Genomic DNA, 22,326 nt, shown 5'->3' with positions numbered 1-22,326 from the left:
GCCAAGGGCTAAAGAATCCGATTCGTTTTCAGGGCCAGTACCACGATCACGAAACAGGGCTGCACTACAATCGGTATAGGTACTATGATCCACGGGCCGGACGGTTTATCAGCAAAGACCCGATCAGCTATGCGGGTGGGTTGAACCTGTATGCGTATGCGCCGAATCCGGTGGAATGGGTTGATCCGTTGGGGTTGGCGAGAATTCCTAAATCAGTTAAAACAAAAGTTGCCTTGGAGAATCAGGAGGTATTCGGAGTTGAAACTTGTGAGAAATGTCTCACCTCGGTGGTACCAGGCCAAAAAAGTCAACGCGGTGTAACTCCTCCTTCAAACGAGCGGCAATTTGATCATATTCACCCAGACTCTTTAGGAGGCGATAACAATGAAAAAAATACCCAAATTCTTTGTCGTCGATGCAACAGGAATTTATCTGACTCCTTGAAGCCAAACTATAAGATTTTAAATAGACTACCGTACTCCCTACCATAAGAGCTTAAATAATGTCTGAACATTATCACAAAATAATTTTCGAACTCACACCAGACGAAGACAACTACCCACCCGTCTCAGCAGAATCGCTGTGGGGTATATCTAAAGAACCAGACGTATACGAAATTGACAATTCACCATACTATATTTATGGCGTCAGTAAGGGCGACTGCATTTTGACCGCTGAAAAAAATGGAGCCAAAGTAGCTTTGAAAATAGTTCGCCAAGGAGGCCATTCTACACTCAGGGTTTTTGCTGAAAACGATGTCATCAAAAAAAATATCATAAAAAAACTTGAAGCATTAGGATGCATATGCTCAACAACAAAAGGCATCTCGCTTTTTTCTGTTGATATTCCTGCGAAATGCGATTTTTTAGAAATTGACAGCTATCTTTCATCTATTTCTGATGGGGAGAAAATTGCTTACGAAGATGCATGTTTACAACACAAGAAAATTGATCCACCAAGAATCAGTGCATCCTTGTCACTCGCCTCATTAGGCAACGCATTACACTAATGTAGTGAGCTAGTTTTCGAAATCAAATGCTGCAACGAATGGAATTCATCATCAGCCTCGGAGGCCCAACCACCCGTGGCGGCGTCGTTCTTAAACTTTTTCCCGGACCTATCTCTACGGCAAGCGGATTACGGGAGTTGGTAATGACGTCAGCTGTCCGTTGTGCAAGGGGATTTTACCCATCTACCGAGGATACTTAGCCGTATTATGCGACATGGAGACCATTTGTCTTACCGCATTGATTGCCAGCAGCCTGATTAGGATGTCGTAACTAGTTGAAATGAAGAATCGCTCTTTAAAAAACAACTTGGATTAAACGATAGATGACGATTGTATCTCGTTAACCTTGCACGATCTCTAGGGATCCTCCGATCAACTAGCCGCGTAGCGGCGGAAAGTCGTAATTTGCTCTGTACGTAGCGCTACTTTTTGAAAAGGGCCTGATGCAGCGTCCGTCGAGAGCGTTCTTCGCCCGGTTTTCCGTGTTAGGCGCGCAACTCGCTCATACCCATCAGTCGTTTTCGAGCCATCCACAAGTTCGACAGCGCAAACAACGTGGTCAACTGAGCGGTGTTTTTCATCAGCCCACGAAAGCGTACTTTTACGTAACCAAACTGGCGTTTGATAACCCGAAACGGATGCTCAACCTTGGCACGTGTCTGCGCTTTGCGGTACTCGATCTTGCGCTTGACTTTATACAGCAGGCTGCGTTTGTTCAGCTTGGAATACGTGCTGCGCCGAGCCGCGATTTGCCAGATCACATTACTATGTTCGTGCTCTTCACGCTTCTCGACACCGGTGTAGCCAGCGTCCGCATAGACCGTGTTTTCTTCCCCGTGGAGCAGTTCGGCGACTTGGATGACATCGGCCATGTTGGCGGCGGTGCCATGGACGTGATGAACCAGTCCTGACTCAACGTCAGCGCCGATGTGCGCCTTTATACAAAAGAAATACTGGTTACCTTTCTTTGTCTGATGCATCTCGGGATCGCGCTCGCCGTCTTTGTTCTTGGTCGAGCTTGGGGCATAAATAATGGTGGCGTCGAGAATGGTGCCCTGGCGCAGCGACAGGCCTTTTTCCTGCAAATAACCGTTGATGACCGTGAGGATTGCAGACGCCAGCTGATGCTTCTCCAGCAAGTGACTGAAGTTCATGATCGCGGTGTCTTCCGGGATCGGCGCGCTCAGTGTCAGACGCGCGAATTGACACATGGGTGTGATTTCGTAGAGCGCCTCTTCCATGGCCGGATCACTCTGGGAGAACCAGTTCTGCAACAGATGAATGCGCAGCATGGTTTCCAGCGGGTAAGGTTTCTACCGCCACCGGCCTTGGGGTAGAACGGTTCGATCAGGCCGAGCAGGCCTACCCAGGGCACGACCTGATCCATCTCGGCAAGGAAGCGCTCGCGCCGGGTTTGCTTGCGCTTACCGGCGTACTCAAAGTCGGAAAAGCTCATCTAGCTCATGGGCGGCTCGGATCAGTTTCAATTCGGGCCGAATGGCTTACCTTCAAAACGTCATATGGACGTCTGGCAAGGTGCATTAAGAACATCTGGCATTCCCGCGTCACGTGCTCGAGAGTTACGTAAGCGAGCTGAAGGATTCTTGGCAACTTGCCCATGCTTATGCAATTAACGGAGTATAACGATGTTTAATGAGCTTGTTTTTCTTGAGAATGCTCCTGATAGTAATTCTCCTTATCTTGGAGGCAGCCCACACCTTCCTAAATCTATTGTTTGGCCAGTCGATTCGACAGGTAACCCGCTACTACATTTAGCAACTTTCCCTGCAGCTTTCATTAACAAATATACACCAGTAAATTTAGGTCGGAACCTTGTTGTTTCTGTTTTTACGCCATATTCAAAAAAATCGGATTCATATATCGAAAAGGCGATGACAGAGGGTGGCAGGATAATAGCCTATGTGCCCTCTGGAGAGCCCGTGGATGGGTACGGTGATCCTATACTTCCTGTGCGATGGATTAGTGCTTTCAAAAACCCTGGTGAAGATAGTGATGAAAATGGCATTGCGAAAATATCAGGTATTCCTTCGTGGATTCAGGACGAAGAGGTACACGGAGATTTGAAATATATCCTGCAAATAAATAATTCGCGCCTCAATAAAGCGGCCCCGAGCCACAAAAGCATCTTTATAGGAGGTAGTGGCTTTTTACTACTAAAAAGCAATATAAATTGCGAGAATCTTATGGCTGGCAAGCTAGTAATTCAAACGTCTTAATAATTTTTACAATGAACCAAGTAATGCTCTTAAATATTCCATTGTTTCAGAGAGTTTGTTGTGCTCAGTATGAAAAAATATAAATCCAGCTACCAGAAAAACTCCTGAAATTGATTTTTCGTGGCAGTTATAGCGAGCGTTTCCAAGTCAACGATCAGGTTTCAGGGCCAGTACCATGATCACGAAACGGGGCTGTACTACAATCGGTATAGGTACTGTGATTCACGGGGCGGACGGTTTGTCAGTAAGGATCCGATCAGCTATGCGGGGGGGGGGAGGAGTTTAGTATCTGAGCGTCGAATTGCTTACAAGGCAATTAGGAGGGCTGGCCTGAGTCCTGAGGAGGCTAGATGCACCATCATGAAGGCAGACTCATACTTTTCAGGTATTGGCGCTTCCGCAACATCAATTACCAATATCCCAAAACGGAGGGGAAGATAGATGAAAAAAATTAATATAAAAGAGGCCTATCGAATGACAGATGCTCTTCTAAAGGAGATAAAAAAAAGGATCGCTAGACAAGCTTAATACTTTTGGAGTAACGCCTGCTATTTACGAAGAAATTACTGAGGAGTTGAAGAGATCAGGTGAGGTGATCGCAGATTTGACTCTACCTTCTTATGAAGTTGCGTTTGTCCCAGATAGGACCAATAGAGTTCCCTTTGATATTTATGAAACGAATGCCGAACCGAATTCAATGAGAATTTCTAGCCAACTATGGGCAAACGGTAAAGAAACTGATCTGACTATGACTGCTGATTACTACGAGAGTGAAGGTAGGCCATCTTTACTTTTTACATTATTAGAAACTCAGTAAGGTATGGTGATTTTGCAGATTGTAAGTTTTAAATTTACAATCTGCGAGTTTGCCCCCTTGAATTCATAGAGTAAGTGCAACGCTTGAAACGAGAGCCAGAGAGCCAGTCACCAGTAGAATCCTGGCTCTCACACCAAAGGATTCAGCGCAGATGACCACGTTTCACCGGCAGTTGAATCAGGACCGACATTATGGGTCTGCTTGCGCTTACCAGCGTACTCGGCATCGGCGAAGGTCATTTGCTTCATTGAAAAGCTCGGCGATTGGTGTCCGGAGATTTTGCCAAATCAGGAAGTCTTTTTCAGGATTTCCCTAAGGCTGCGTGCCCATCGTGTCGCGACGTACTGAAGAATTTTGGAGTTGGAGAATGAGTTTTACAATTGCTTCTATTAAATGGCCGAAAAATAATCGTGATGCGATCCGCCTGTATCTTACTTACGTGATTAAGGTGCTTTATTATGTGAACATTAGATTTGCGGATTGTGATCATGACCCCTTGGAATTGGCTGGATCGTATATCAGCAATAAAATACCTTCAGAGAAGTACGAGGCGGAGATTCTTGCTTGGTGGGAGAAAATTGATTCACAGAATGCGATCAGGGAGTTCCAAGATGAAAGCGTCCTAATGGCCAGGCTTGCTATTTTTTTACTTCCTGCCAAAGAAAATAGCGTCTTGAGTCTCGGTGATGATTTATCATGGCTTATTTAAGCTTTATGGGTGCAGATGTAGATAGCGCTATAAATATTATGATTGAGCACTTTAATCAAGATAAAACAAATAAAAATTTCAACTTATAATATAATATAATATTTTGCATTTGCCAGTGAGCAAGTCAATCATGCATCAATATCTTATGCTAACCAGCTCTAGTTTCCCGCCTTTTATGCAGGACAATCTTGATTTTTTCAAAGGCAGCACTGATTTATTAATTTTTCTTATAATGCGCTTAGGATGTCATGTGGTGTAAAGCAGTTTAAGGTGGTGTGATTAGTTGGAGGTTAATACCGTTAGTGAAAATAAAATTGGATGAAGTGATAGCCCGCGATTATATGGTGATAACCTTTGCGCGCAGTACAAAGCATGGGGAGAAGTAAAAGAACAATGCTCGGACTGGGCGCAACGCCAAGGCCTGACCAACCCGATCAGGTTTCAGGGCCAGTACCACGACCACGAAACAGGGCTGCACTACAATCGGTATAGGTACTATGATCCACGGGTCGGACGGTTTGTCAGCAAAGACCCGATCAGCTATGCGGGTGGGTTGAACCTGTATGTGTATGCGCCGAATCCAACGGGGTGGGTTGATCCGCAGGGGTTGACAAGTTGTAAGTGTGGCATTGCTAAAGACAAAACCCGTTTAACGCCAGAACCTATTTACAAAACAACTAAAGAGGCTAAACAGGCTGCAGAAATTTTAGACTTCAAGAAAATCAACGAATCCGTACATGGAGGCCAAGCTGTTTTCAAAAGAGGCAAAGACTATATTGCAAGGGATCTTGACGGACATAATGGAGGGGCATGGAAAATGGCTGACTCTGTCAAGGCACTTGGGAGTAGAGAAACTCGTTCTGGCACTTACAATATCGACCTGAAGCGTATTGGAGACTAAGATGATTAAATACACAGAAAATCCTGAATGGACAATCAAAGGAAAAACAATTAGCCAGCTAATTGACGAGCTAAAATCATTTGAAAACCAAGAACTCTTAGTTGAAATATCAATTGATGGCGGAAGCACTCACAGACCTATTAGTCTTGTAAAAAAAACAAATGGAGTCTGCTTACTAGTCAATAGTGAAACATAATCATCTTTGGGATATGCCTGCAACTTTTGCAGGCTTTACTCCAAGCTTCAATAAAATTAATGACTTGATATCAATACAATTAGCTTGGAGCGCTATAATCAAAACGACCATTCAGCTATTCCAGTGGGTGAATCTTTATGAAGAAACGGGGACAGATTTATTTTTCGTCTTGGAAATCAGTGGCGTCACCCGATGACATCATAAACAAGAGACCCTCTTAGGCTCTGTACGAAATCAGCCGAAACCAATTTGAATTCCGCAGGCGCCGAGATTCAGTAAAGTCCGCGACCATCAAAGGCAGGAGCCCACGATGGCCAAACGATACGAACTCCCCGACGCCGCCTGGGATTTGGTTGCAGACATCTTCTATGAACCCGCCGCAGTGGGCGCCCACGAGCAGATGATCGTTTGATGCTCAACGGCGTCCTCTGGGTGCTCTGTTCTGGCGCTGCCTGGCGCGATATGCCTGAGCACTTTGGCCCAGGGTCGAGGGTTTATCAGCGCTTGACCAGATGCTCAAGCGGCTTCACATCAAACTCAACGAGCAAGGGTTAATTGATCTGGAGACCTGGATGATTGACTCCACCGCAGTACGAGCAACCCGGGCCTCATCTGGTGCTGGGAAAAAAGGGGGCCTGAAGAACCGCAAGATCACGCGCTCGGGCGCAGCCGGGGCGGCCTGACAACCAAAATCTATATGCTGTGCGATGCCAACGGTGTCCCGCTGAAGTTCCTATTATCGGGCGGATAGGCCAGTGACATTGCTTACGCTCAGCCGTTGCTCGATGAGGCGTACATACCCGGCTTGCGCGGTCGCCCTCGCAAACGCTGTCGATGGCTACTGGCGGACAAAGGCTATGACGCCGAAGCGCTGCGTCGGTATCGGATGCAACCGGTGATTCTTTTACGCAGCATGAAGCGCAAACCCAAACCGGGATTACCAAGACTGTTTGATCGGCCCAAGTACCGACAGCGCAACATCATCGAGTGTATGTTTGGCTGGCTGAAGGAGAATCGCCGCATCGTTACGCGCTTCGACAAACTCGCGAAAAGTTATGCGGCGATGGTCTCGCTGGCCTGCGCCATGCGATGTTTACGACATTACTTTTCGTACAGAACCTAGAAAAAGAAATCCGCCCCCTTCTTCACGAACAACACCGAAGATCGTTTCAACCGCGACGCCCAAGGCCGACTGCTGGCCCATACCGATGGCCTCAACCGCTGCACCACCTGGAGCTACACCGCCGCCGGTTTGATCGACGAGCGTATCGACGCTGCCGAACAGACCTTGCGCTATCGCTGGGACCGCCTCGGGCAACTGCTCGCGCTGGAAAACGAAAACCGGCAGCAGGCGACATTCGATTACGACCCGGTAGGCCGTTTACTCAAAGAGACCGGGTTTGACGGTCGCAGCACCCTGTACGAGTACGACCCAAACACCGGCCGCCTGGCCAGCACCGTCGACGGCCAGCGCACCACCCACGTCGAGTTCGACCCCATAGGCCGCCTCATCGAACGCACCGCACGCCTGGGCAGCACCACCCAAACCGAACGGTTCGCCTACGACGGCAACCTGGCCATGGCCACCAACGCCGACAGCCGCCTGCAATGGTTCCACGACCCGGCCAGCAACCTGCTGGATGAAAAAAACCAACAGCACCAACGCCCGCTGGACCAGGCCCTGCGTCACCAACCGATGCGCCTGCTGGCCCAGCCGAGTTACACCGGCGCCTACGACATCGATAAAGACCCGCTGTGGACCCACACCCCGCAAGCGCTGCCGATAGACGTACTGGCGTGGTACCAGTGCGACCACTTGGGCACGCCACAAGAACTGACCGACCACACCGGCCAAATCGCCTGGAGGGCGCAGTACAGCGCGTGGGGGGGAAGTCAAAGAACAACGCTCCAGCCCTGGTTAACTGCTTGGGTTATCCAATGTTCGGATATGCGTCGGTGAACCTCCCCCAAATTTTTATACCCGTTTATTCGATCCGGGTCTGGCCCGTGAAGACCAGTGTGTTGCGGCAGTTACGGCACAGGTACCGTCGGCCTTTGTTGACCAGCCCGTGGCGTTGGGCGGTAAAAGGGAAGTCGCTGTCCGGGCAGGGGCAACGATAGATATAACGGGTGACGCTGCGGCGTTTGATGTCATACGTATGGCAGCGGTTGGGCGGCAATTCGTACACCCCGCGCATGATCAATTGCCACTCTTCGCCATGGGCCGCTATGCGGTCGCCAAACAGTTGATGGGCGATCAGGTGCGCGACCTCGTGGGCCACGGTTTGCTTGAGGAAATCGTCGCTGTTTTCGCGGTACAGCTGTGGATTGAAGCGCAGCAGGTTTTCATGCAGATGCGCCACGCCCGCCTTTTGGCCGCGCAGCTTGAAGCTGACCACGGGGCGCTTGAAAGGTCGTTTGAAAAACGCTTCGGCTTGTTTGAAACAGTCTTCAACGCGGGTATTGAGCAACTCGGGCATGCGGTTCGGTTCTCCAGAGCCCGCGATTATGCCGCAAGCCTGAAGCAGGCGAAGGGTCAAAGTGCCGAGCGGTTCGCCCGGCTGTACATCCTGTAGCCGCGGGCACAGGACGCGGCTACAGGATGCGCTTGTCAGTTGGTGTAGACCGGGCCGACGCCCAACCCCCAAACGATCACGGTAAATGCCATGATCGCTACCAGCACCACCAGACCGACCGCCAGCACCGAACTCGAAAACAAAAAGCCTTCATCAGGGTCGATGTTCATGAAGGTGGGCAGGCCGACATACAGCAAATACACGGTGTAGCAAATCGCAGCCGTGCCCACGACCATACCCAGCCACATGTGCGGATACAGCGCCGCCAGCCCGCCGATAAACAACGGTGTGGCGGTGTACGTGGCGAAGGCGACACACCGCGCCAGGCTGGGTTGGGCATCGTAGGTGCGCGCCATCCAGTGAATGAATGCGCCCATTACGCCGACCCCCACCAGCATCGACAAGTAAGACATGACTGTCATCCACAGCGCGCTGTCAATGGTGAGCATCACCGGGGCCCGGTTGCCGATGACCCACCCGACCTGGGTGGTGCCGATAAACGCCGAGATGGCCGGGATCGCGGCCAGGATCAGGGTATGGGTGAGGTACATGTGGCTGATGCTTTCTTCGGCATCACTGCGGATTTGCCGCCACTCTTGATCGGGGTGGGTAAAGAGGCCCACAACGTGATGGATCATGGCTGTCGCTCCTGTAATGAAACGCATCGCCCCCAGTGGGACGCGTACCGGTCGCGCAGCCAGACACTTTGAGTTTCAAGCAGGGCTTGCGGCCTTAAGTCGCAGTATAGGAAACCTTCCGGCTCATGAAGCCAGGGCCTTAGAGCATATTGTGCTGTCAGTCCGGCGCGTAATTGCGGTCACGTCTTATGGGCGGACAGAGGGGGTTCGTGCGCGGGCGCTTTAAGGGTAAAATCGCCGCCTTTTTGTCTTAACTCGCGGAATTGAAGCGCTATGGGCACTCTTTCGGTCTCTCAAATTAAACTCCAGAAACGCCTGCGCCGATTGACCGGTGAGGCTGTCGCCGACTTCAACATGATTGAAGACGGTGACAAGGTGATGGTCTGTCTGTCGGGCGGCAAAGACAGCTACACCTTGCTCGACGTGCTGTTGCACTTGCAGAAAGTGGCGCCGATCAGCTTCGAAATCGTTGCCGTGAACATGGACCAGAAACAGCCGGGCTTCCCGGAAGATGTATTACCGGCCTACCTCAAGACGTTGGGCGTGGAATACCACATCGTTGAAAAAGACACGTACTCGGTGGTCAAGGAACTGATTCCGGAAGGCAAGACCACGTGTTCGCTGTGCTCGCGCTTGCGTCGCGGCACGCTCTATACGTTTGCCGATGAAATCGGTGCGACCAAGATGGCATTGGGGCATCACCGCGACGACATCGTCGAGACGTTCTTCCTCAATATGTTCTTCAACGGCACCCTCAAGGCGATGCCACCCAAGCTGCTGTCCGACGACGGCCGTAATGTGGTGATCCGTCCGCTGGCGTACTGCAACGAGAAAGACATCCAGGCGTACTCCGATTTGCAGCAGTTCCCGATCATCCCGTGCAACCTGTGCGGCTCGCAGGAAAACCTGCAACGTCAAGTGGTCAAGGACATGCTTCAGGAATGGGACCGCAAGACGCCGGGCCGCACCGAGAGCATCTTCCGCAGCTTGCAGAATGTGATCCCGTCCCAGTTGGCCGACCGCAGTCTGTTTGACTTCGCCAGCCTGAAAATCGACGAAACGGCCACGCCGCGCTTCGTCAATTTGCTGAACCTCTAGGCCTGAACAGGGCTCTGATCCCGAAGTGACACCCTATTTGCCAAGAGGAGAGGGCATGCGCGACTACAAATGGCTGCACGAATATTGTTTGAACCGCTTTGGTTCGGCAGCCGCGCTCGAAGCCCGGTTGCCGGTGCCGCGAACGGCCGCGCAATTGCGGGCGATTCCCGACGACCGTTATCTCTCGACCCTGGCCCTGCGGGTCTTTCGTGCCGGGCTCAAGCACAGCGTGGTCGACGCGAAGTGGCCCGTGTTCGAAGAGGTGTTTTTTGGTTTCGATCCGGAAAAAGTAGTGCTGATGGGCGCAGAACACCTGGAGCGACTGATGCAGGATGCGCGGATCATTCGCCATTTGGGCAAGCTTAAAAGCGTGCCGCGCAATGCACAGATGGTGCTCGACATCGCTCACGAACACGGCAGCTTTGGCGCATTCATCGCTCAATGGCCGGTGACTGACATTGTCGGGCTGTGGAAGTATCTGGCCAAACACGGGCATCAGTTGGGCGGTCTGTCGGCGCCTCGGTTTTTGCGCATGGTCGGTAAAGACACGTTCGTGCCCAGCGATGATGTCGTGGCTGCATTGAATGCGCAGAAGCTGGTGGACAAGGCGCCCACCAGCCTGCGGGATCTGGCGATTGTGCAAAATGCGTTCAACCAGTGGCACGCCGAGAGCGGGCGGCCGATGTGCCAGCTGTCACAGATGCTGGCACTGACCGTCAATCATTGACCTGAGCTCGCCGGTGCGGCGCAAGGCGGACGGCTATTCCCCAGCCAGCCGTCGATCCAGCTGATGGCGCCAGCGCACAAACAGCATCGCGCTGACAAACACCGCCACACTCCCGGCGATCTCCAGCAGGCCGAACACTTGCCGATTGGGATCGAACGCCGCCAGGGCGCCTTTGATCAGGTACAGGTTGATTACATAACACGTGAAGGAATGGCCGCGCGGATTGCCGATCAGCATGCCCGGCACCAGGAACATCAGCGGCACCAATTCGATCAGCAAAATCACCCATGGGCGTGCGCCGTGCAAGTCGGCGAACATCAGGTAATACACGCACAGCAAGCCGATAAAGCCAAAGAAACACACCAGGCTCAAGACGCGCATCAAGCGCACCCGAGGTTGTAGCCATTCGATGGACGGCAACACTTTGGGCTTTTTAGCCACGGGGGGTCTCCAGTTTCAACGCGATGCTGGCCAGACGCTGACCGAGGGCGCGGCAAAGGGCGATTTCGTGTTCATCCAGCCCGCGTTTGCCATCGGCGCCGGCGTGGTGGCTTGGCCCGTAGGGCGTGCCGCCCGCAGTGGTCTGCAACAACGCTGACTCGCTATAAGGCAGGCCGGTGATCAACATGCCGTGGTGCATCAGCGGCAGCAGCATGGACAGCAGGGTGGTTTCCTGACCGCCATGCAGGCTGGCGGTGGAGGTGAACACGCCAGCGGGTTTGCCCACCAGTGCGCCGGTTAGCCACAAATTGCTGGTGCCATCGAGAAAGTACTTCAGGGGCGCAGCCATGTTGCCGAAACGGGTCGGGCTGCCCAGTGCCAATCCTGAACAGTGCTTGAGGTCATCGAGGCTGGCGTACATCGCGCCTTCTGCCGGAATCGTCGGGGCAACGGCTTCGCACTCGGTGGAAATGGCAGGCACCGTGCGCAAGCGCGCTTCCATGCCGCCCTGTTCAATTGCGCGTGCGATATGCCGGGCCATGTCATGGGTAGACCCGTTGCGGCTGTAATACAGAACCAGAATATAAGGCGTGCTCATGGCAAGATCTCCAGTACGTTTTCAGGCGGTCGACCGATGATTGCGCGGTCGCCCGCCACCAGAATCGGGCGTTCGATCAATTTGGGGTGAGCGGCCATGGCGTCGATCAGCTGCGCGTCGCTGAGGCTGTTGTCGGCCAGGTTAAGGGTTTTGTATTCATCTTCGCCGGTGCGCAACAGCTGGCGGGCGCTGATCTTCAGCTTGGCCAGCAGGTCGGTCAATTCATCAGCGGTGGGTGGTGTTTCGAGGTAACGCACCACGGTTGGCGTCAGGCCGCGGGCTTCAAGGAGTTCGAGCGCACCGCGGGATTTCGAGCAGCGCGGGTTGTGATAAAGCGTCAGATCGGTCATGTGCGGGTCGCATCTTGGGTAAGGTGGCGGCTATTCTACCCGCCTGACGGCCGCGCCTGAACCTTGTGCGGTAATTGGCCGCCGTCCCCCGGTTATTTGTGTGTCTTATCGAGAAGGATCAACGCATGTTTAAGCGACTCATCGCGCTCGCTGCCATCACTGCCACGTTAATGCTGGCGGGTTGCGGCAATGATTACGGGGTGGACCAACACGGCGAAAAAGTGGCGTCCGAGCGCCTCGACAAGCAGTGGAAGGTCATCAACTACTGGGCCGAATGGTGCGGGCCGTGCCGGGTCGAGATCCCGGAACTCAATGCGCTGGAAAAACAGCTGCAAGGGCAGTCCGTGGGGGTGTTCGGGGTGAATTTCGATGGTTTGCAAGGCAAGGAGCTGAGCGATGCAGCCACCGCGTTGGGGATTACCTTCACGGTGCTGGCTCAGGACCCGGCTGAGGTCTTTGACTTGCCGCGCAGTGAAGCGCTGCCGGTGACCTACATTCTCGATGAGAAGGGCAAAGTGCAGGCGCAGTTGATGGGTGAACAGACCGCCGCAGGGGTGATGGCCAAGATCAAGGAACTGCGCGGGCATTAAGCACGGTAGCCGCCGCCTTGGGCTGCGGCTACCGATGAGGCGCGATCAGCTTTCTTCGGGCCACAGGCGTAACGGCTTGCCTTCGGCAGGCCAGAAGCGCACTTGCTCAATGGGCGAGATATCCCAGCGTTCCACGGTTTGCAGCGCTTCGAAGAAGCGGTGCTCCTGCTCCATCAGTGCTGGCGCGCATGCTTTGCGGGTGCTGCCGACGCCGCCGAAGGTCAGCGTGTGGCCGTCCAGCGTGTAGGGCGCGAACCAGTGGTTGCAACCGCCGCTGCCATAGGCGCGGCCCGCATCGTCCAGGGTCACGGTCAGGTGGCTGTTGTCGATCAGCGGGCGGTCGCCGATCCACTCCAGTACGTACGTGTGGTTCTGCTGCAATTTCACCGGGTCACCCGCGCAGCCCATCAGGCTGGCGCCCAGCAGGGCAATCAGGGTCAAACGCTTCATGCAGCTTCCTTTTGGCATGTTGGGCACAGGTGCTTGCTGCCTTCGGTGCGCCAGCCCAACTCGGCAATGCGCGCGCTGGCGGCCGGTTTTTGCGCCTTGACGCCCAGCTTCGCGTCAACGGCGAATTCAAACTTCAGTTCTTTGGCGCAGCCGTCGCAGTTGACCTGCCAGGTGTGAACCGCCAGTTCGCCAAACACCGGGCCTTGGGCGACGGCCACCCATTGGCCGCGAGGGTTGATCAAGTGACGAACTTTTTCGACGGTCAGGCGCATGGCCAGGTCTTTACTGCCCTTGAGGGTGACCAGCAGCACGTCATTGTTCTGAATCGAGCCACCGTTGCCGGTGACTTGATAGCGGCCGGGCATCAGGGCGCGGCATTCGATCAGGGTGTGCTGCGGGCTAAGCAGGTTGTAGCGGAAATCGTGTTCGACCATGGGTCCTCCAAATAGGCCGCTATGCTAGCACGCAGACTCCAAACCTCGAGGCGTGGGCGCTTAACCTTCGATCAGGTTGTGGGGCGATCCGGCTTTCCAGGCCGCGATGTTGTCCAGCGTGGTGCCGGCAATCGCGCTAAGGGCTTCGTGGGTCAGAAATGCCTGATGCGCCGTGATGATGACGTTGGGGAAGGTCAGCAGGCGTGCCAGCACATCGTCTTGCAATGGCAGGTCGGAACGGTCTTCAAAAAACAGCTGGGCTTCTTCTTCATACACGTCCAGCCCCAAGTACCCGAGTTGCCCGCTTTTCAGGGCTTCGATCAGGGACGGCGTATGCACCAGTGCACCGCGCCCGGTGTTGATCAGCATGGCGCCGTGTTGCAGGGTGGCGAGGCTCTCGCTGTTGATCATGTGCTTGTTTTCTGCGGTCAGCGGGCAATGCAGGCTGATGATGTGTGAGCCCGCGATCAATTCGGGCAGGCTTACGTATTCGGCGCCCAGGGCCAGTAGATCCGGGTTTGGGTAAGGGTCGAAACACAGCAGCTTACAACCGAAGCCGGCCATGATTTTGCCGAAGGTGGCGCCAATTTGCCCGGTGCCGACCACGCCCACCGTTTTACCCACCACATCAAAGCCGGTCAGGCCATGCAGGGTGAAGTCGCCCTCGCGGGTGCGGTTGTAGGCGCGGTGCAGGCGACGGTTGAGTGCCAGAATCAGCGCCACTGCATGCTCGGCCACGGCATGTGGCGAATACGCCGGTACGCGCACCACGCTTAGGCCCAGACGCTTGGCGGCAGGCAGGTCGACATGGTTGTAACCGGCCGAACGCAGGGCGATCAGGCGTGTTTTGCCGAGGGCCAGTTGCTCCAGCACCGGGGCGCTCAAATCGTCATTGATGAATGGGCAGACCACGTCGTAGTCATGGGCCAGGGCCACGGTATCGAGGTTCAGGCGCGCGGGCTGGAAGTGCAGCTCAAGGTCGTCGTGTTGCGCGGCAGCGGTGAAGCTGTCGCGGTCGTAGGTCTGGCTGCTGAACAGAAGGATGCGCATGGGAGTCTTCCTGGGTTAAGTGCAGAAGGTATCAAGCGGCGCTGCGGGCTTCAGTGGCGAGCCGGACAATCGCGTGATCCAGCTCGTCCAGTGCAGCGTACGCGTTGGAGCTCTGTTGCTTGAGCAGTGTTTCGGTACGCTGGCAGGCGGCGCGCAATTGCGGTACGCCGCAGTAGCGGGTGGCGCCATGCAAGCGGTGAACCCGTTCGATCAGGGCGCTGTTGTCGTTGGCTTGACGGGCCTGACGGATCGCTTCGCGGTCGGACTCCAGCGAGGCCAGCAGCATGGCCAGCATGTCAGCGGCCAAATCCGGCTTACCCGCCGCCAGACGCAGGCCTTCCTCGTGATCCAGCACCTGAAGGTGTGTGTCAGTGGTCGGCGGCTCTTGAGGGTGATCGCTGACCTGGTTGATCAGCGCTAGCCCGGTCCACTTCAACACCACTTGGCCCAGTTGGCGTTCGCTGATGGGTTTGGTCAGGTAGTCGTCCATACCGCTTTGCAGCAGGGCCCGTTTCTCGTTGGCCATGGCGTGGGCAGTGAGCGCCACAATGGGTAGCGGGGTGGACTGGCGCTCGCTTTCCCATTGGCGAATCAACTCAGTGGTTTCGCGGCCGTCCATGCCCGGCATTTGCACATCCATCAGCACCAAATCGAAGGCGTGGGCCTTGACCGCATCAATTGCCGCATAGCCGCTGTCCACAGCTGTGACATTGGCGCCCATGTCTTCGAGCAGGGTTTGCACCAGCAGCAGGTTGGCCGGGTTGTCGTCGACACACAGGATTCGCGGGGCGCGGCTGGCCAGTAACTCGCCACGCTCGCTGCGGGTGTGACGGGGCTGGACCAGCTCCGCCAGCGTGCGACGTAACTTGCGGGTACAGAAGGGTTTGGATTGCAACTGCTCATGGGAGTTGGGCACCGCTGCGGCAAATAACTGCTGTTCAGTGGTGGGGCACAGCACCAGCACCTTGCAGCCCATGCGGTCGAGGTCCCAGATGTGCTGATTCAGCCGTTCCGGCGGCAAATCCGAGGCGGTGACGCCAAACACCGCCAGATCGAAGGCCTGTTCGGTGTGATGGGCACTGGTCACACCGTTGCACAGGTTTTCGAGGGTATTGAAGGGCGTGACGTCCAGCCCGCAGTCTTCGAGCTGATGCTGCAAGGCCTGGCAGGCCAGGTCATGTTTTTCCAGCAATGCCACGCGACGGCCCAGCAGCGGCGCACTCGGCAGGTCTTCCACGTCGTCCCGGGCTTTGGGCAGCTTGACACTGATCCAGAACACCGACCCTTCGCCGGGCGTGCTCTCGACCCCGATTTCACCGCCCATCTGCTCCACCAGGCGCTTGGAAATGACCAGGCCCAGCCCCGTCCCGCCGGGCTGGCGCGACAGCGAGTTGTCTGCCTGGCTGAAGGCCTGAAACAGCGCCCGCACATCTTCACTGGTCAGGCCGATGCCAGTGTCTTGAACGCTGATGCGCAGTTGCACGCTGCCGTCGTCCTCATCCTCGTCTTCGAGCATGGCGCGCACGGCGATGGTGCCTTCGCGGGTGAACTTGATCGCGTTGTTGACCAGATTGGTGAGGATTTGTTTGAGCCGCAGCGGGTCGCCAATCAACGACAGGGGGGTGTCGCGGTACACCAGGCTGACCAGCTCCAGACCCTTCTCGTGGGCGGACGGGGCGAGGATGGTCAGCGTGTCTTGCAACAAATCACGCAGGTTGAACGGGGTGCTGTCGAGCACCAGCTTGCCGGCTTCGATTTTCGAGAAGTCGAGGATTTCGTTAATGATGCCCAGCAGGTTGTCGGCCGATTTTTCGATGGTGTGCAGGTAATCGAACTGGCGCGGGGTCAGCTCGCTTTTTTGCAGCAAATGGGTGAAGCCCAGAATGCCATTGAGCGGGGTGCGGATTTCGTGGCTCATGTTGGCCAGAAACTCGGACTTGATGCGGCTGGCTTCCAGTGCCTCCTTGCGCGCCAGGTCCAGCTCAAGGTTCTGGATTTCGATGGTCTCAAGGTTCTGGCGCACGTCTTCGGTGGCCTGATCGACGCTGTTTTGCAGTTCTTCCTGCGCGTTCTGCAGGGTTTCGGCCATGCGGTTGATGCCCGAAGCCAGTTCGTCCAGCTCATGACTGCCCAACGGTGGCAGGCGGGTTTCCAGTCGCCCGTCCTTGAGTTGCGCGACGGCCTGCTTGATCTGCCCCAACGGCGCATTGATCGTGCGGCTCATGCGCAAGGCCAGCAAGGCGGTGAACGCCAGCCCGCTGGCGATCAGCAGCAAACTGGCAAACAAGCTGCGATAGCCACGCAGCAACATGTTGCTGTGGGACAGTTCAAGCTCGACCCAGCCCAGCAGTCGATGGGCTTCGTTGGGAATCACGTCGCCCGCCAGGTTGCGATGACGACCAAAGACCGGGAGCAAATAGCGTGTGGCGTCGTTGTCGGTACGTTGCAGCAATTGTGTGCTGTTACCCAACGGCGCCTGATTGAGCATGATCGGGCCAGCGTGGGCGAGGGTTTTGTGATTGGCGTCGAGGAACGACACGGCCCGCACATCCTGTTGCTCCAGGGACTCGGTGGCGATGCGCGCCAGCAGGGCGGTGTCGTGGCGGCCGAGTGCGGGTGCGACCAGTGGAGCGAGCTGCTCGGCAATCATTTCGCCGCGCTGCAACAGTTGGGACTGCAACTCTGACTGTTGCACCCAGGTGAAGTAGCCGCCCAGCACCATCGCCATCAAGGTGACGGGCAGTAACGTGAGCAGCAATACGCGGCCTTTGATTCCCAGATTTTTAAGCACGCAATTCTCCAGCTCCACGTTTTTCTGATCTTGCCCGGCGCATCCGGCGCAGGTTTGCCTGGCAGTGTAGCGATTTGCCCCGTGCCCGACGTGCAGAAATTTACCCTGTGGAGCGTGGTGTTGATCGACATCAGTCGACAGTCAGCGTCGTGCCGGTTGCCCGCGTCGGTTCAATCTTGAATAATCAGCGATTGAGAATGACTTGCAGACGCTAATGACTCCCGCCCTGATTAATCCTTACCGCCTGTTGACCATCGAAGACGATCCCGTGTTGGGCGCTTACCTGCAGGAGCAGTTGCAGCGCGCCGGGTTTGACGTGGTCTGGTGTCAGAACGGCCAGGACGGTTTGAGCCTTGCGCAACAGCAGCCCTTTGACGTGGTGCTGATGGACATTTTGCTGCCCGGTATGAATGGCTTGGAGGTGCTTACGCAGTTGCGCCAGACCCATGCATTACCGGTCATTCTGATGTCGGCCCTGGGCGCCGAAGCAGACCGCATCAACGGGTTTCAGTTGGGCGCCGATGACTACCTGCCCAAACCGTTCAGCATGGCCGAACTGAAAGTGCGTATCGAAGCCATCTTGCGGCGGGTGGCGCTGGACCGCACGCCCCGTGCCAGTGCGGTGTCACTGCCGGTCGACCTTGAAACCGGGCTGGTCTTCGATGACGCTGCCAGCGACGTGCGCCATGGCGCGCAGTACGCAGGCCTGACCCGCAGCGAATTTCGCCTGCTCGACACCCTTAATCGCCATGCCGATGAAGTGCTGAGCAAAGCCTTTCTGTACCAGCATGTGCTGCAACGCGGCTACGCCCCCCACGATCGCAGCCTCGACATGCACATCAGCCAGATTCGCCGCAAGCTCAAGAGCGTCGGTTATCACGCCCGGGAAGTGCGCACGGTGTGGGGCAAAGGTTACGTGCTGAGTGCCAGCGATGCCTTATAAGGTCCCCGGCAAACACTCGGTGTTCTGGAAGCTGGCGTGTCTGCTGGTGGCTTTTTGCTTGCTGATGATCTGGCTGAGCTGGTCGTGGGGCCGCTACATGGACAAACGCACCGGATTTCTCTCTCAGGAAGCCCGCAGCACGCTGATGCGGTATGCCGGTGAGGCGCAAACCGCCTGGGAGCACGCTGGAGAGGCGGGTGTCGATCAATGGCTGCAAGCGATGGGGCACGTGGAAAGTGGCTGGATCGGCGTCATCGGGCAGGATTTGCAGTCGCTAAGCAGTTACCCGCTCAATGCGCTTGAAAATCAGCGCCTGACCTTTCTGCGCGGGGTGGACTGGCCCATCAGCCATTTGAAAAACGCCCGCCCGTGGATGAAAGTGCCGTTTGTGCGGGACTCCTCCACGGGTTTTTTAGTCATTGAGCTGCCGCAGCGTTTCATGCCGGGGCATTCGCAGCTCGTCTGGCGCATCATCATTAACGGTGTGATTCCGGGGCTGTTCACCTTATTGCTGTGTGCAGGCCTTTATCGCTTGCTGATCGTGCCGCTCAATCAACTGCGAGAGCAGGCTCACGCCTGGCGCGCCGACCAATTGGGTGCACGCCTGTCGAGCCAGACCACCAGCCGGCAGGATGAGTTGGGTGATTTGGGGCGTGCGTTCGATCAAATGTCGGAGCGATTACAAAACACCGTCAGCCAACAGCAGCAGTTGCTGCGTGACCTGTCCCACGAGCTGAGTACACCGTTGAGCCGTTTACGCGTGGCGTGCGACAGCGAGCAGGGCCAAGCCGCGTTGCGCGAGCGTTTGAGCCGCGAAGTCGATGGCATGCAGCGTTTGGTGGAAGACACCCTGCAACTGGCCTGGCTCGACGCTGAGCGCGGACCACTGCCGGTGGAAGCGATTCAGGTCCAGGCGCTGTGGGAAATGATCAGCGAAAACGCCTGCTTTGAAAGCGGCTGGCCTGAATCGCGCCTGCCATGTTTTGTGGGCGCCGAGTGCTGGGTACACGGGCATCTCAACAGCCTGGCGCAAGCTCTGGAAAACATCCTGCGCAATGCCATTCGGCATTCCCCGCCCGCAGGGCTAGTCAGCCTCAGTGGCCTGCGTGAAGGCGACCAGTGGCATTTGTGGATCGACGATCAGGGGGGCGGTGTGGCGCCGCAAGAGCTGGAGCGCATCTTTGCGCCGTTTATCCGGCTCGATGGTTCGCGACCCGGCGATGGCGGTTTTGGATTGGGCTTGAGCATTGCGCGCAATGCATTGCGACTGCAAGGCGGCAGCTTATGGGCAGAAAACACGGGGCAGGGTTTGCGGGTGCACCTGCGCTTGCCCTGCCACTTGCCGCACCGCCTGTAAATCGCTGTCCGACAGCGATGACACCGCATTCGTCATGTGGGCTTATAGCCTTTCGCCATAAGCTCCGTACTTTGCGTGATATGGCCAATTGGCGTTTGTCGGTATGATGTGCGCCCCCGCAGTCCGGATTGCGAATACGCCATGACTTTGCAGTACCCCACTATCGCCGACTGCGTCGGCAACACGCCGCTGGTGCGCTTGCAGCGCCTGGCCGGCGACACCACCAATACCTTATTGCTCAAGCTCGAAGGGAATAACCCGGCGGGCTCGGTCAAAGACCGCCCGGCGCTGTCGATGATTGCCCGCGCCGAAGCGCGCGGCCAGATCCAGCCCGGCGACACCCTGATTGAAGCCACGTCCGGCAATACCGGCATCGCACTGGCCATGGCCGCTGCGATCAAAGGCTACAAGATGATCCTGATCATGCCTGACAACTCCAGTGCCGAGCGTAAGGCGGCCATGACGGCCTATGGCGCGGAGCTGATTCTGGTGTCCCAGGAAGACGGCATGGAAGGTGCACGCGATCTGGCCGATAAGCTGCAGGCCGAAGGTCGTGGCAAGGTGCTCGATCAGTTTGCCAACGGCGATAACCCTGAAGCGCACTACACCAGCACCGGCCCGGAGATCTGGCATCAGACCCAAGGCACCGTCACCCACTTTGTCAGCTCGATGGGCACCACCGGCACCATCATGGGCGTGTCGCGCTATTTGAAAGAACAAAACCCCAACGTCCAGATCATTGGCCTGCAACCGATGGAAGGCGCAGCCATCCCCGGCATTCGCCGTTGGCCGACCGAGTACCTGCCGAAGATTTATCAGGCTGACCGGGTCGACCGGATTGTCGACATGGCTCAGCGCGAAGCCGAAGACGTGATGCGTCGTCTGGCCCATGAAGAAGGCATCTTCTGTGGTGTCTCTTCTGGCGGTGCAGTGGCCGCGATGCTGCGGTTGTCCCGAGAGGTGGAAAACGCGGTGATCGTCGCGATCATTTGTGACCGTGGCGACCGTTACCTGTCGACCGGCATTTACGATGCGCCTAACTGATGGCTAAGCAAGAAAGAGGCCTGCGGTTTCAGCCAGCTGGCGGCACCAAGGCCCCGCAAGTGCCCACGGGCAAAAAGCAGCGTTTGCGCATTGAGCGTCTGGCCAACGATGGGCGCGGCATCGCGTTCATCGACGGGCGTACCTGGTTCGTGGCCGGGGCACTGGCCGGCGAAGAGGTTGAGGCGCGGGTGCTGGGCGCCCACGGTAAAATCGTTGAGGCCCGCACCGAACGCGTCTTCACAGCCAATGATGTGCGTCGCGTCGCCCCTTGCGCCCACGCCGGGCGCTGTGGTGGCTGCAGCGTGCAACATATGCCCCATGAGGAGCAGCTTGCACTGAAACAGCGCATGTTGGCCGAGCAGTTGTCGCGGGTGGCGGGAGTCGAACCTGACGAGTGGGCAGCGCCCTTGACCGGTCCCGAGTTTGGCTATCGCCGCCGCGCCCGCATAGCGGTGCGTTGGGATGCGCGTGCCAAACTGCTGGAGGTCGGTTTTCGTGCGGCGGGCAGTCAGGACATTGTGGCCATCGATCACTGTTTGGTTCTGGTACAGGCTTTGCAACCTATTATGGCCGGGCTGCCTGCCATGTTGCGCCAGTTGAGCAACCCTCGGGCGTTGGGCCATGTCGAGCTGTTCAGCGGTTCGGCCATTGCCGTGCTGCTGCGCCACATGTCACCGCTCACCGCATCCGACATGCAGGTGTTGCAGGCGTTTTGCCTGACCCACGGTGCCCAATTGTGGTTGCATGGCGAAGGTGAGCCGCAACCTGTCGATTTGACCCAAACCTTGGGCTACCGTTTAGAACAATGGGATTTGCAACTGGCCTACCGTCCCGGCGACTTTGTACAGGTCAACGCGGGGGTCAACGAAGCCATGGTGGCTCAGGCGCTGGAGTGGCTGGCGCCTCAAACCGACGAGCGGGTTCTTGACTTGTTTTGCGGGCTGGGTAACTTCGCGTTGCCGTTGGCCAAACAGGTCCGCCACGTGGTGGCGGTTGAGGGGGTTGCGACTATGGTCGAACGCGCTGAGCAAAACGCGGTCAGTAACAACCTGCATAATGCAGCGTTTTTTCAGGCCGATCTGTCGCAGCCGCTGGCGCAAGCAGCGTGGGCCAACGACGGTTTTTCTGCTGTGCTGCTGGATCCGCCGCGTGACGGTGCCTATGAAGCGGTGCGCAAGCTGTCTGCCCTTGGGGCCAAACGCTTGGTGTATGTGTCGTGCAACCCGGCTACGCTGGCGCGTGACACGGTTGAACTGATGAAACAGGGTTATCGGTTAAAACGTGCCGGAATCCTCGATATGTTTCCGCAAACCGCGCATGTCGAGGCAATGGCGTTATTTGAAGCAGACTAGGACGGTCTGTCTATTTCT

23 protein-coding genes and 4 pseudogenes are annotated in these 22,326 nt (G+C 56.1%); 17 read left to right on the top strand and 10 right to left on the bottom strand.

Features of this window, described 5'->3' with window-relative positions:
• Positions 1-491, top strand: a 491-nt coding sequence (locus tag HBN68_RS18085) for an RHS repeat-associated core domain-containing protein (RefSeq protein WP_170000659.1), incomplete at its 5' end; no start/stop codon positions are given.
• An 11-nt stretch (positions 492-502) separates the two neighbouring features.
• Positions 503-1,009, top strand: coding sequence for a DUF4265 domain-containing protein (locus tag HBN68_RS18080; protein ID WP_169965567.1), 507 nt, complete (start codon positions 503-505; stop codon positions 1,007-1,009).
• 485 nt (positions 1,010-1,494) lie between these two features.
• Here the strand turns inward: HBN68_RS18080 and HBN68_RS18075 are convergent.
• Positions 1,495-2,465, bottom strand: a pseudogene (locus tag HBN68_RS18075) (IS5 family transposase).
• 190 nt (positions 2,466-2,655) lie between these two features.
• Here HBN68_RS18075 and HBN68_RS18070 point away from each other — a divergent pair.
• The 8 genes and pseudogenes from HBN68_RS18070 to HBN68_RS22300 form a co-directional block, all read left to right on the top strand.
• The gene (locus HBN68_RS18070) at positions 2,656-3,246 is read left to right on the top strand and encodes a DUF1963 domain-containing protein (RefSeq protein WP_169965565.1); all 591 of its coding nucleotides are present in this window, start codon (positions 2,656-2,658) and stop codon (positions 3,244-3,246) included.
• A 120-nt stretch (positions 3,247-3,366) separates the two neighbouring features.
• Positions 3,367-3,687, top strand: coding sequence for an RHS repeat-associated core domain-containing protein (locus HBN68_RS18065; protein ID WP_169965563.1), 321 nt, complete (start codon positions 3,367-3,369; stop codon positions 3,685-3,687).
• 743 nt (positions 3,688-4,430) lie between these two features.
• A complete protein-coding gene (locus HBN68_RS18060) occupies positions 4,431-4,772 on the top strand; it encodes a hypothetical protein (RefSeq protein ID WP_169965561.1) in 342 nt (113 codons plus the stop codon).
• A 358-nt stretch (positions 4,773-5,130) separates the two neighbouring features.
• Positions 5,131-5,382: pseudogene (locus tag HBN68_RS22305) on the top strand (RHS repeat-associated core domain-containing protein); the annotation flags it as partial.
• Positions 5,380-5,673, top strand: coding sequence for a toxin C-terminal domain-containing protein (locus tag HBN68_RS18055; RefSeq protein WP_262373568.1), 294 nt, complete (start codon positions 5,380-5,382; stop codon positions 5,671-5,673). The pseudogene HBN68_RS22305 and the gene HBN68_RS18055, both read left to right, overlap by 3 nt.
• Position 5,674: 1 nt before the next feature.
• The gene (locus tag HBN68_RS18050) at positions 5,675-5,869 is read left to right on the top strand and encodes a hypothetical protein (protein WP_169965559.1); all 195 of its coding nucleotides are present in this window, start codon (positions 5,675-5,677) and stop codon (positions 5,867-5,869) included.
• 310 nt (positions 5,870-6,179) lie between these two features.
• Positions 6,180-6,992 (top strand): annotated as a pseudogene (locus HBN68_RS18045) (IS5 family transposase).
• Positions 6,993-7,019: 27 nt separating this feature from the next.
• Positions 7,020-7,505 (top strand): annotated as a pseudogene (locus HBN68_RS22300) (RHS repeat protein); the annotation flags it as partial.
• Between the two features lie 349 nt (positions 7,506-7,854).
• On the opposite strand, the gene HBN68_RS18035 reads toward HBN68_RS22300, so the two are convergent.
• Both HBN68_RS18035 and HBN68_RS18030 read right to left on the bottom strand, forming a co-directional pair.
• A complete protein-coding gene (locus HBN68_RS18035; protein ID WP_094994707.1) occupies positions 7,855-8,349 on the bottom strand; it encodes a SprT family zinc-dependent metalloprotease in 495 nt (164 codons plus the stop codon).
• Between the two features lie 131 nt (positions 8,350-8,480).
• A complete protein-coding gene (locus HBN68_RS18030) occupies positions 8,481-9,083 on the bottom strand; it encodes a Yip1 family protein (protein ID WP_094994708.1) in 603 nt (200 codons plus the stop codon).
• A 273-nt stretch (positions 9,084-9,356) separates the two neighbouring features.
• Here HBN68_RS18030 and ttcA point away from each other — a divergent pair, with 273 nt between their 5' ends.
• Both ttcA and HBN68_RS18020 read left to right on the top strand, forming a co-directional pair.
• On the top strand, positions 9,357-10,181 hold the full coding sequence (gene ttcA, locus HBN68_RS18025) for a tRNA 2-thiocytidine(32) synthetase TtcA (protein WP_094994709.1): 825 nt from the start codon (positions 9,357-9,359) through the stop codon (positions 10,179-10,181).
• Positions 10,182-10,236: 55 nt separating this feature from the next.
• Entirely contained in the window at positions 10,237-10,908 is a 672-nt protein-coding gene (locus HBN68_RS18020; protein WP_094994710.1) for a DNA-3-methyladenine glycosylase I, read from the top strand.
• A 33-nt stretch (positions 10,909-10,941) separates the two neighbouring features.
• Here the strand turns inward: HBN68_RS18020 and HBN68_RS18015 are convergent, their stop codons facing one another.
• From HBN68_RS18015 to arsC, 3 genes are read right to left on the bottom strand one after another with little or no spacing between them, the layout of a single operon-like run.
• Positions 10,942-11,349: a DUF2069 domain-containing protein gene (locus HBN68_RS18015; RefSeq protein WP_094994711.1), complete on the bottom strand. Its 408-nt coding sequence runs from the start codon at positions 11,347-11,349 to the stop codon at positions 10,942-10,944.
• Positions 11,342-11,947, bottom strand: coding sequence for an NAD(P)H:quinone oxidoreductase (gene wrbA / locus HBN68_RS18010; protein WP_169965557.1), 606 nt, complete (start codon positions 11,945-11,947; stop codon positions 11,342-11,344). Before wrbA ends, HBN68_RS18015 begins: the two co-directional genes overlap by 8 nt.
• Positions 11,944-12,297: an arsenate reductase (glutaredoxin) gene (gene arsC, locus HBN68_RS18005; RefSeq protein ID WP_094994713.1), complete on the bottom strand. Its 354-nt coding sequence runs from the start codon at positions 12,295-12,297 to the stop codon at positions 11,944-11,946. Before arsC ends, wrbA begins: the two co-directional genes overlap by 4 nt.
• Before the next feature lie 125 nt (positions 12,298-12,422).
• Between arsC and HBN68_RS18000 the strand changes: the two genes are divergently transcribed.
• A complete protein-coding gene (locus HBN68_RS18000) occupies positions 12,423-12,887 on the top strand; it encodes a TlpA disulfide reductase family protein (RefSeq protein WP_094994714.1) in 465 nt (154 codons plus the stop codon).
• A gap of 45 nt (positions 12,888-12,932) precedes the next feature.
• On the opposite strand, the gene HBN68_RS17995 is transcribed toward HBN68_RS18000, so the two are convergent.
• The 4 genes from HBN68_RS17995 to HBN68_RS17980 are packed head-to-tail and all read right to left on the bottom strand — an operon-like array spanning position 12,933 to position 17,612.
• Positions 12,933-13,337: an META domain-containing protein gene (locus HBN68_RS17995; protein WP_169965555.1), complete on the bottom strand. Its 405-nt coding sequence runs from the start codon at positions 13,335-13,337 to the stop codon at positions 12,933-12,935.
• Entirely contained in the window at positions 13,334-13,771 is a 438-nt protein-coding gene (locus HBN68_RS17990) for a hypothetical protein (RefSeq protein WP_169965553.1), read from the bottom strand. Before HBN68_RS17990 ends, HBN68_RS17995 begins: the two co-directional genes overlap by 4 nt.
• Positions 13,772-13,831: 60 nt before the next feature.
• Positions 13,832-14,821 (bottom strand): 2-hydroxyacid dehydrogenase, encoded by a 990-nt coding sequence (locus HBN68_RS17985; protein WP_094994717.1) that lies wholly within the window; start codon positions 14,819-14,821, stop codon positions 13,832-13,834.
• Between the two features lie 31 nt (positions 14,822-14,852).
• Entirely contained in the window at positions 14,853-17,612 is a 2,760-nt protein-coding gene (locus HBN68_RS17980; RefSeq protein WP_169965551.1) for a response regulator, read from the bottom strand.
• A gap of 214 nt (positions 17,613-17,826) precedes the next feature.
• On the opposite strand from HBN68_RS17980, the gene HBN68_RS17975 reads away from it, so the two are divergent.
• The 4 genes from HBN68_RS17975 (at position 17,827) to rlmD (ending at position 22,308) form a co-directional block, all read left to right on the top strand.
• Positions 17,827-18,555 (top strand): response regulator transcription factor, encoded by a 729-nt coding sequence (locus HBN68_RS17975; protein ID WP_169965549.1) that lies wholly within the window; start codon positions 17,827-17,829, stop codon positions 18,553-18,555.
• Positions 18,545-19,912 carry a sensor histidine kinase gene (locus HBN68_RS17970; protein WP_169965547.1) on the top strand — a complete coding sequence of 456 codons (1,368 nt, stop codon included), beginning with the start codon at positions 18,545-18,547 and terminating at the stop codon, positions 19,910-19,912. The genes HBN68_RS17975 and HBN68_RS17970 overlap by 11 nt, the downstream gene beginning before the upstream one ends.
• Before the next feature lie 141 nt (positions 19,913-20,053).
• Complete coding sequence (gene cysM, locus HBN68_RS17965) at positions 20,054-20,956, top strand: cysteine synthase CysM (protein ID WP_169965545.1); 903 nt, start codon at positions 20,054-20,056, stop codon at positions 20,954-20,956.
• Complete coding sequence (gene rlmD / locus HBN68_RS17960; RefSeq protein ID WP_169965543.1) at positions 20,956-22,308, top strand: 23S rRNA (uracil(1939)-C(5))-methyltransferase RlmD; 1,353 nt, start codon at positions 20,956-20,958, stop codon at positions 22,306-22,308. The genes cysM and rlmD overlap by 1 nt, the downstream gene beginning before the upstream one ends.
• Positions 22,309-22,326: the final 18 nt, after the last annotated feature.

This window comes from Pseudomonas sp. WS 5078, from assembly GCF_012985745.1.
In the GTDB taxonomy this organism is placed as follows: domain Bacteria; phylum Pseudomonadota; class Gammaproteobacteria; order Pseudomonadales; family Pseudomonadaceae; genus Aquipseudomonas; species Aquipseudomonas lundensis_A.
The sequence above is the reverse complement of the archived record's forward strand: the minus strand, read 5'-3'. Positions and strand labels throughout refer to the sequence as shown.

Bases quoted from the DNA above. Each gene is read 5' to 3' on its own strand.
- HBN68_RS18070 (WP_169965565.1), top strand. From the start codon at position 2,656: ATGTTTAATGAGCTTGTTTTTCTTGAGAATGCTCCTGATAGTAATTCT.
- HBN68_RS17990 (WP_169965553.1), bottom strand. From the start codon at position 13,771: ATGGTCGAACACGATTTCCGCTACAACCTGCTTAGCCCGCAGCACACC.
- HBN68_RS18035 (WP_094994707.1), bottom strand. From the start codon at position 8,349: ATGCCCGAGTTGCTCAATACCCGCGTTGAAGACTGTTTCAAACAAGCC.
- HBN68_RS18060 (WP_169965561.1), top strand. From the start codon at position 4,431: ATGAGTTTTACAATTGCTTCTATTAAATGGCCGAAAAATAATCGTGAT.
- HBN68_RS17975 (WP_169965549.1), top strand. From the start codon at position 17,827: ATGACTCCCGCCCTGATTAATCCTTACCGCCTGTTGACCATCGAAGAC.
- HBN68_RS18030 (WP_094994708.1), bottom strand. From the start codon at position 9,083: ATGATCCATCACGTTGTGGGCCTCTTTACCCACCCCGATCAAGAGTGG.
- rlmD (WP_169965543.1), top strand. From the start codon at position 20,956: ATGGCTAAGCAAGAAAGAGGCCTGCGGTTTCAGCCAGCTGGCGGCACC.
- ttcA (WP_094994709.1), top strand. From the start codon at position 9,357: ATGGGCACTCTTTCGGTCTCTCAAATTAAACTCCAGAAACGCCTGCGC.
- wrbA (WP_169965557.1), bottom strand. From the start codon at position 11,947: ATGAGCACGCCTTATATTCTGGTTCTGTATTACAGCCGCAACGGGTCT.
- arsC (WP_094994713.1), bottom strand. From the start codon at position 12,297: ATGACCGATCTGACGCTTTATCACAACCCGCGCTGCTCGAAATCCCGC.
- HBN68_RS17995 (WP_169965555.1), bottom strand. From the start codon at position 13,337: ATGAAGCGTTTGACCCTGATTGCCCTGCTGGGCGCCAGCCTGATGGGC.
- HBN68_RS18000 (WP_094994714.1), top strand. From the start codon at position 12,423: ATGTTTAAGCGACTCATCGCGCTCGCTGCCATCACTGCCACGTTAATG.
- HBN68_RS18050 (WP_169965559.1), top strand. From the start codon at position 5,675: ATGATTAAATACACAGAAAATCCTGAATGGACAATCAAAGGAAAAACA.
- HBN68_RS17985 (WP_094994717.1), bottom strand. From the start codon at position 14,821: ATGCGCATCCTTCTGTTCAGCAGCCAGACCTACGACCGCGACAGCTTC.
- cysM (WP_169965545.1), top strand. From the start codon at position 20,054: ATGACTTTGCAGTACCCCACTATCGCCGACTGCGTCGGCAACACGCCG.
- HBN68_RS17970 (WP_169965547.1), top strand. From the start codon at position 18,545: ATGCCTTATAAGGTCCCCGGCAAACACTCGGTGTTCTGGAAGCTGGCG.
- HBN68_RS18020 (WP_094994710.1), top strand. From the start codon at position 10,237: ATGCGCGACTACAAATGGCTGCACGAATATTGTTTGAACCGCTTTGGT.
- HBN68_RS18080 (WP_169965567.1), top strand. From the start codon at position 503: ATGTCTGAACATTATCACAAAATAATTTTCGAACTCACACCAGACGAA.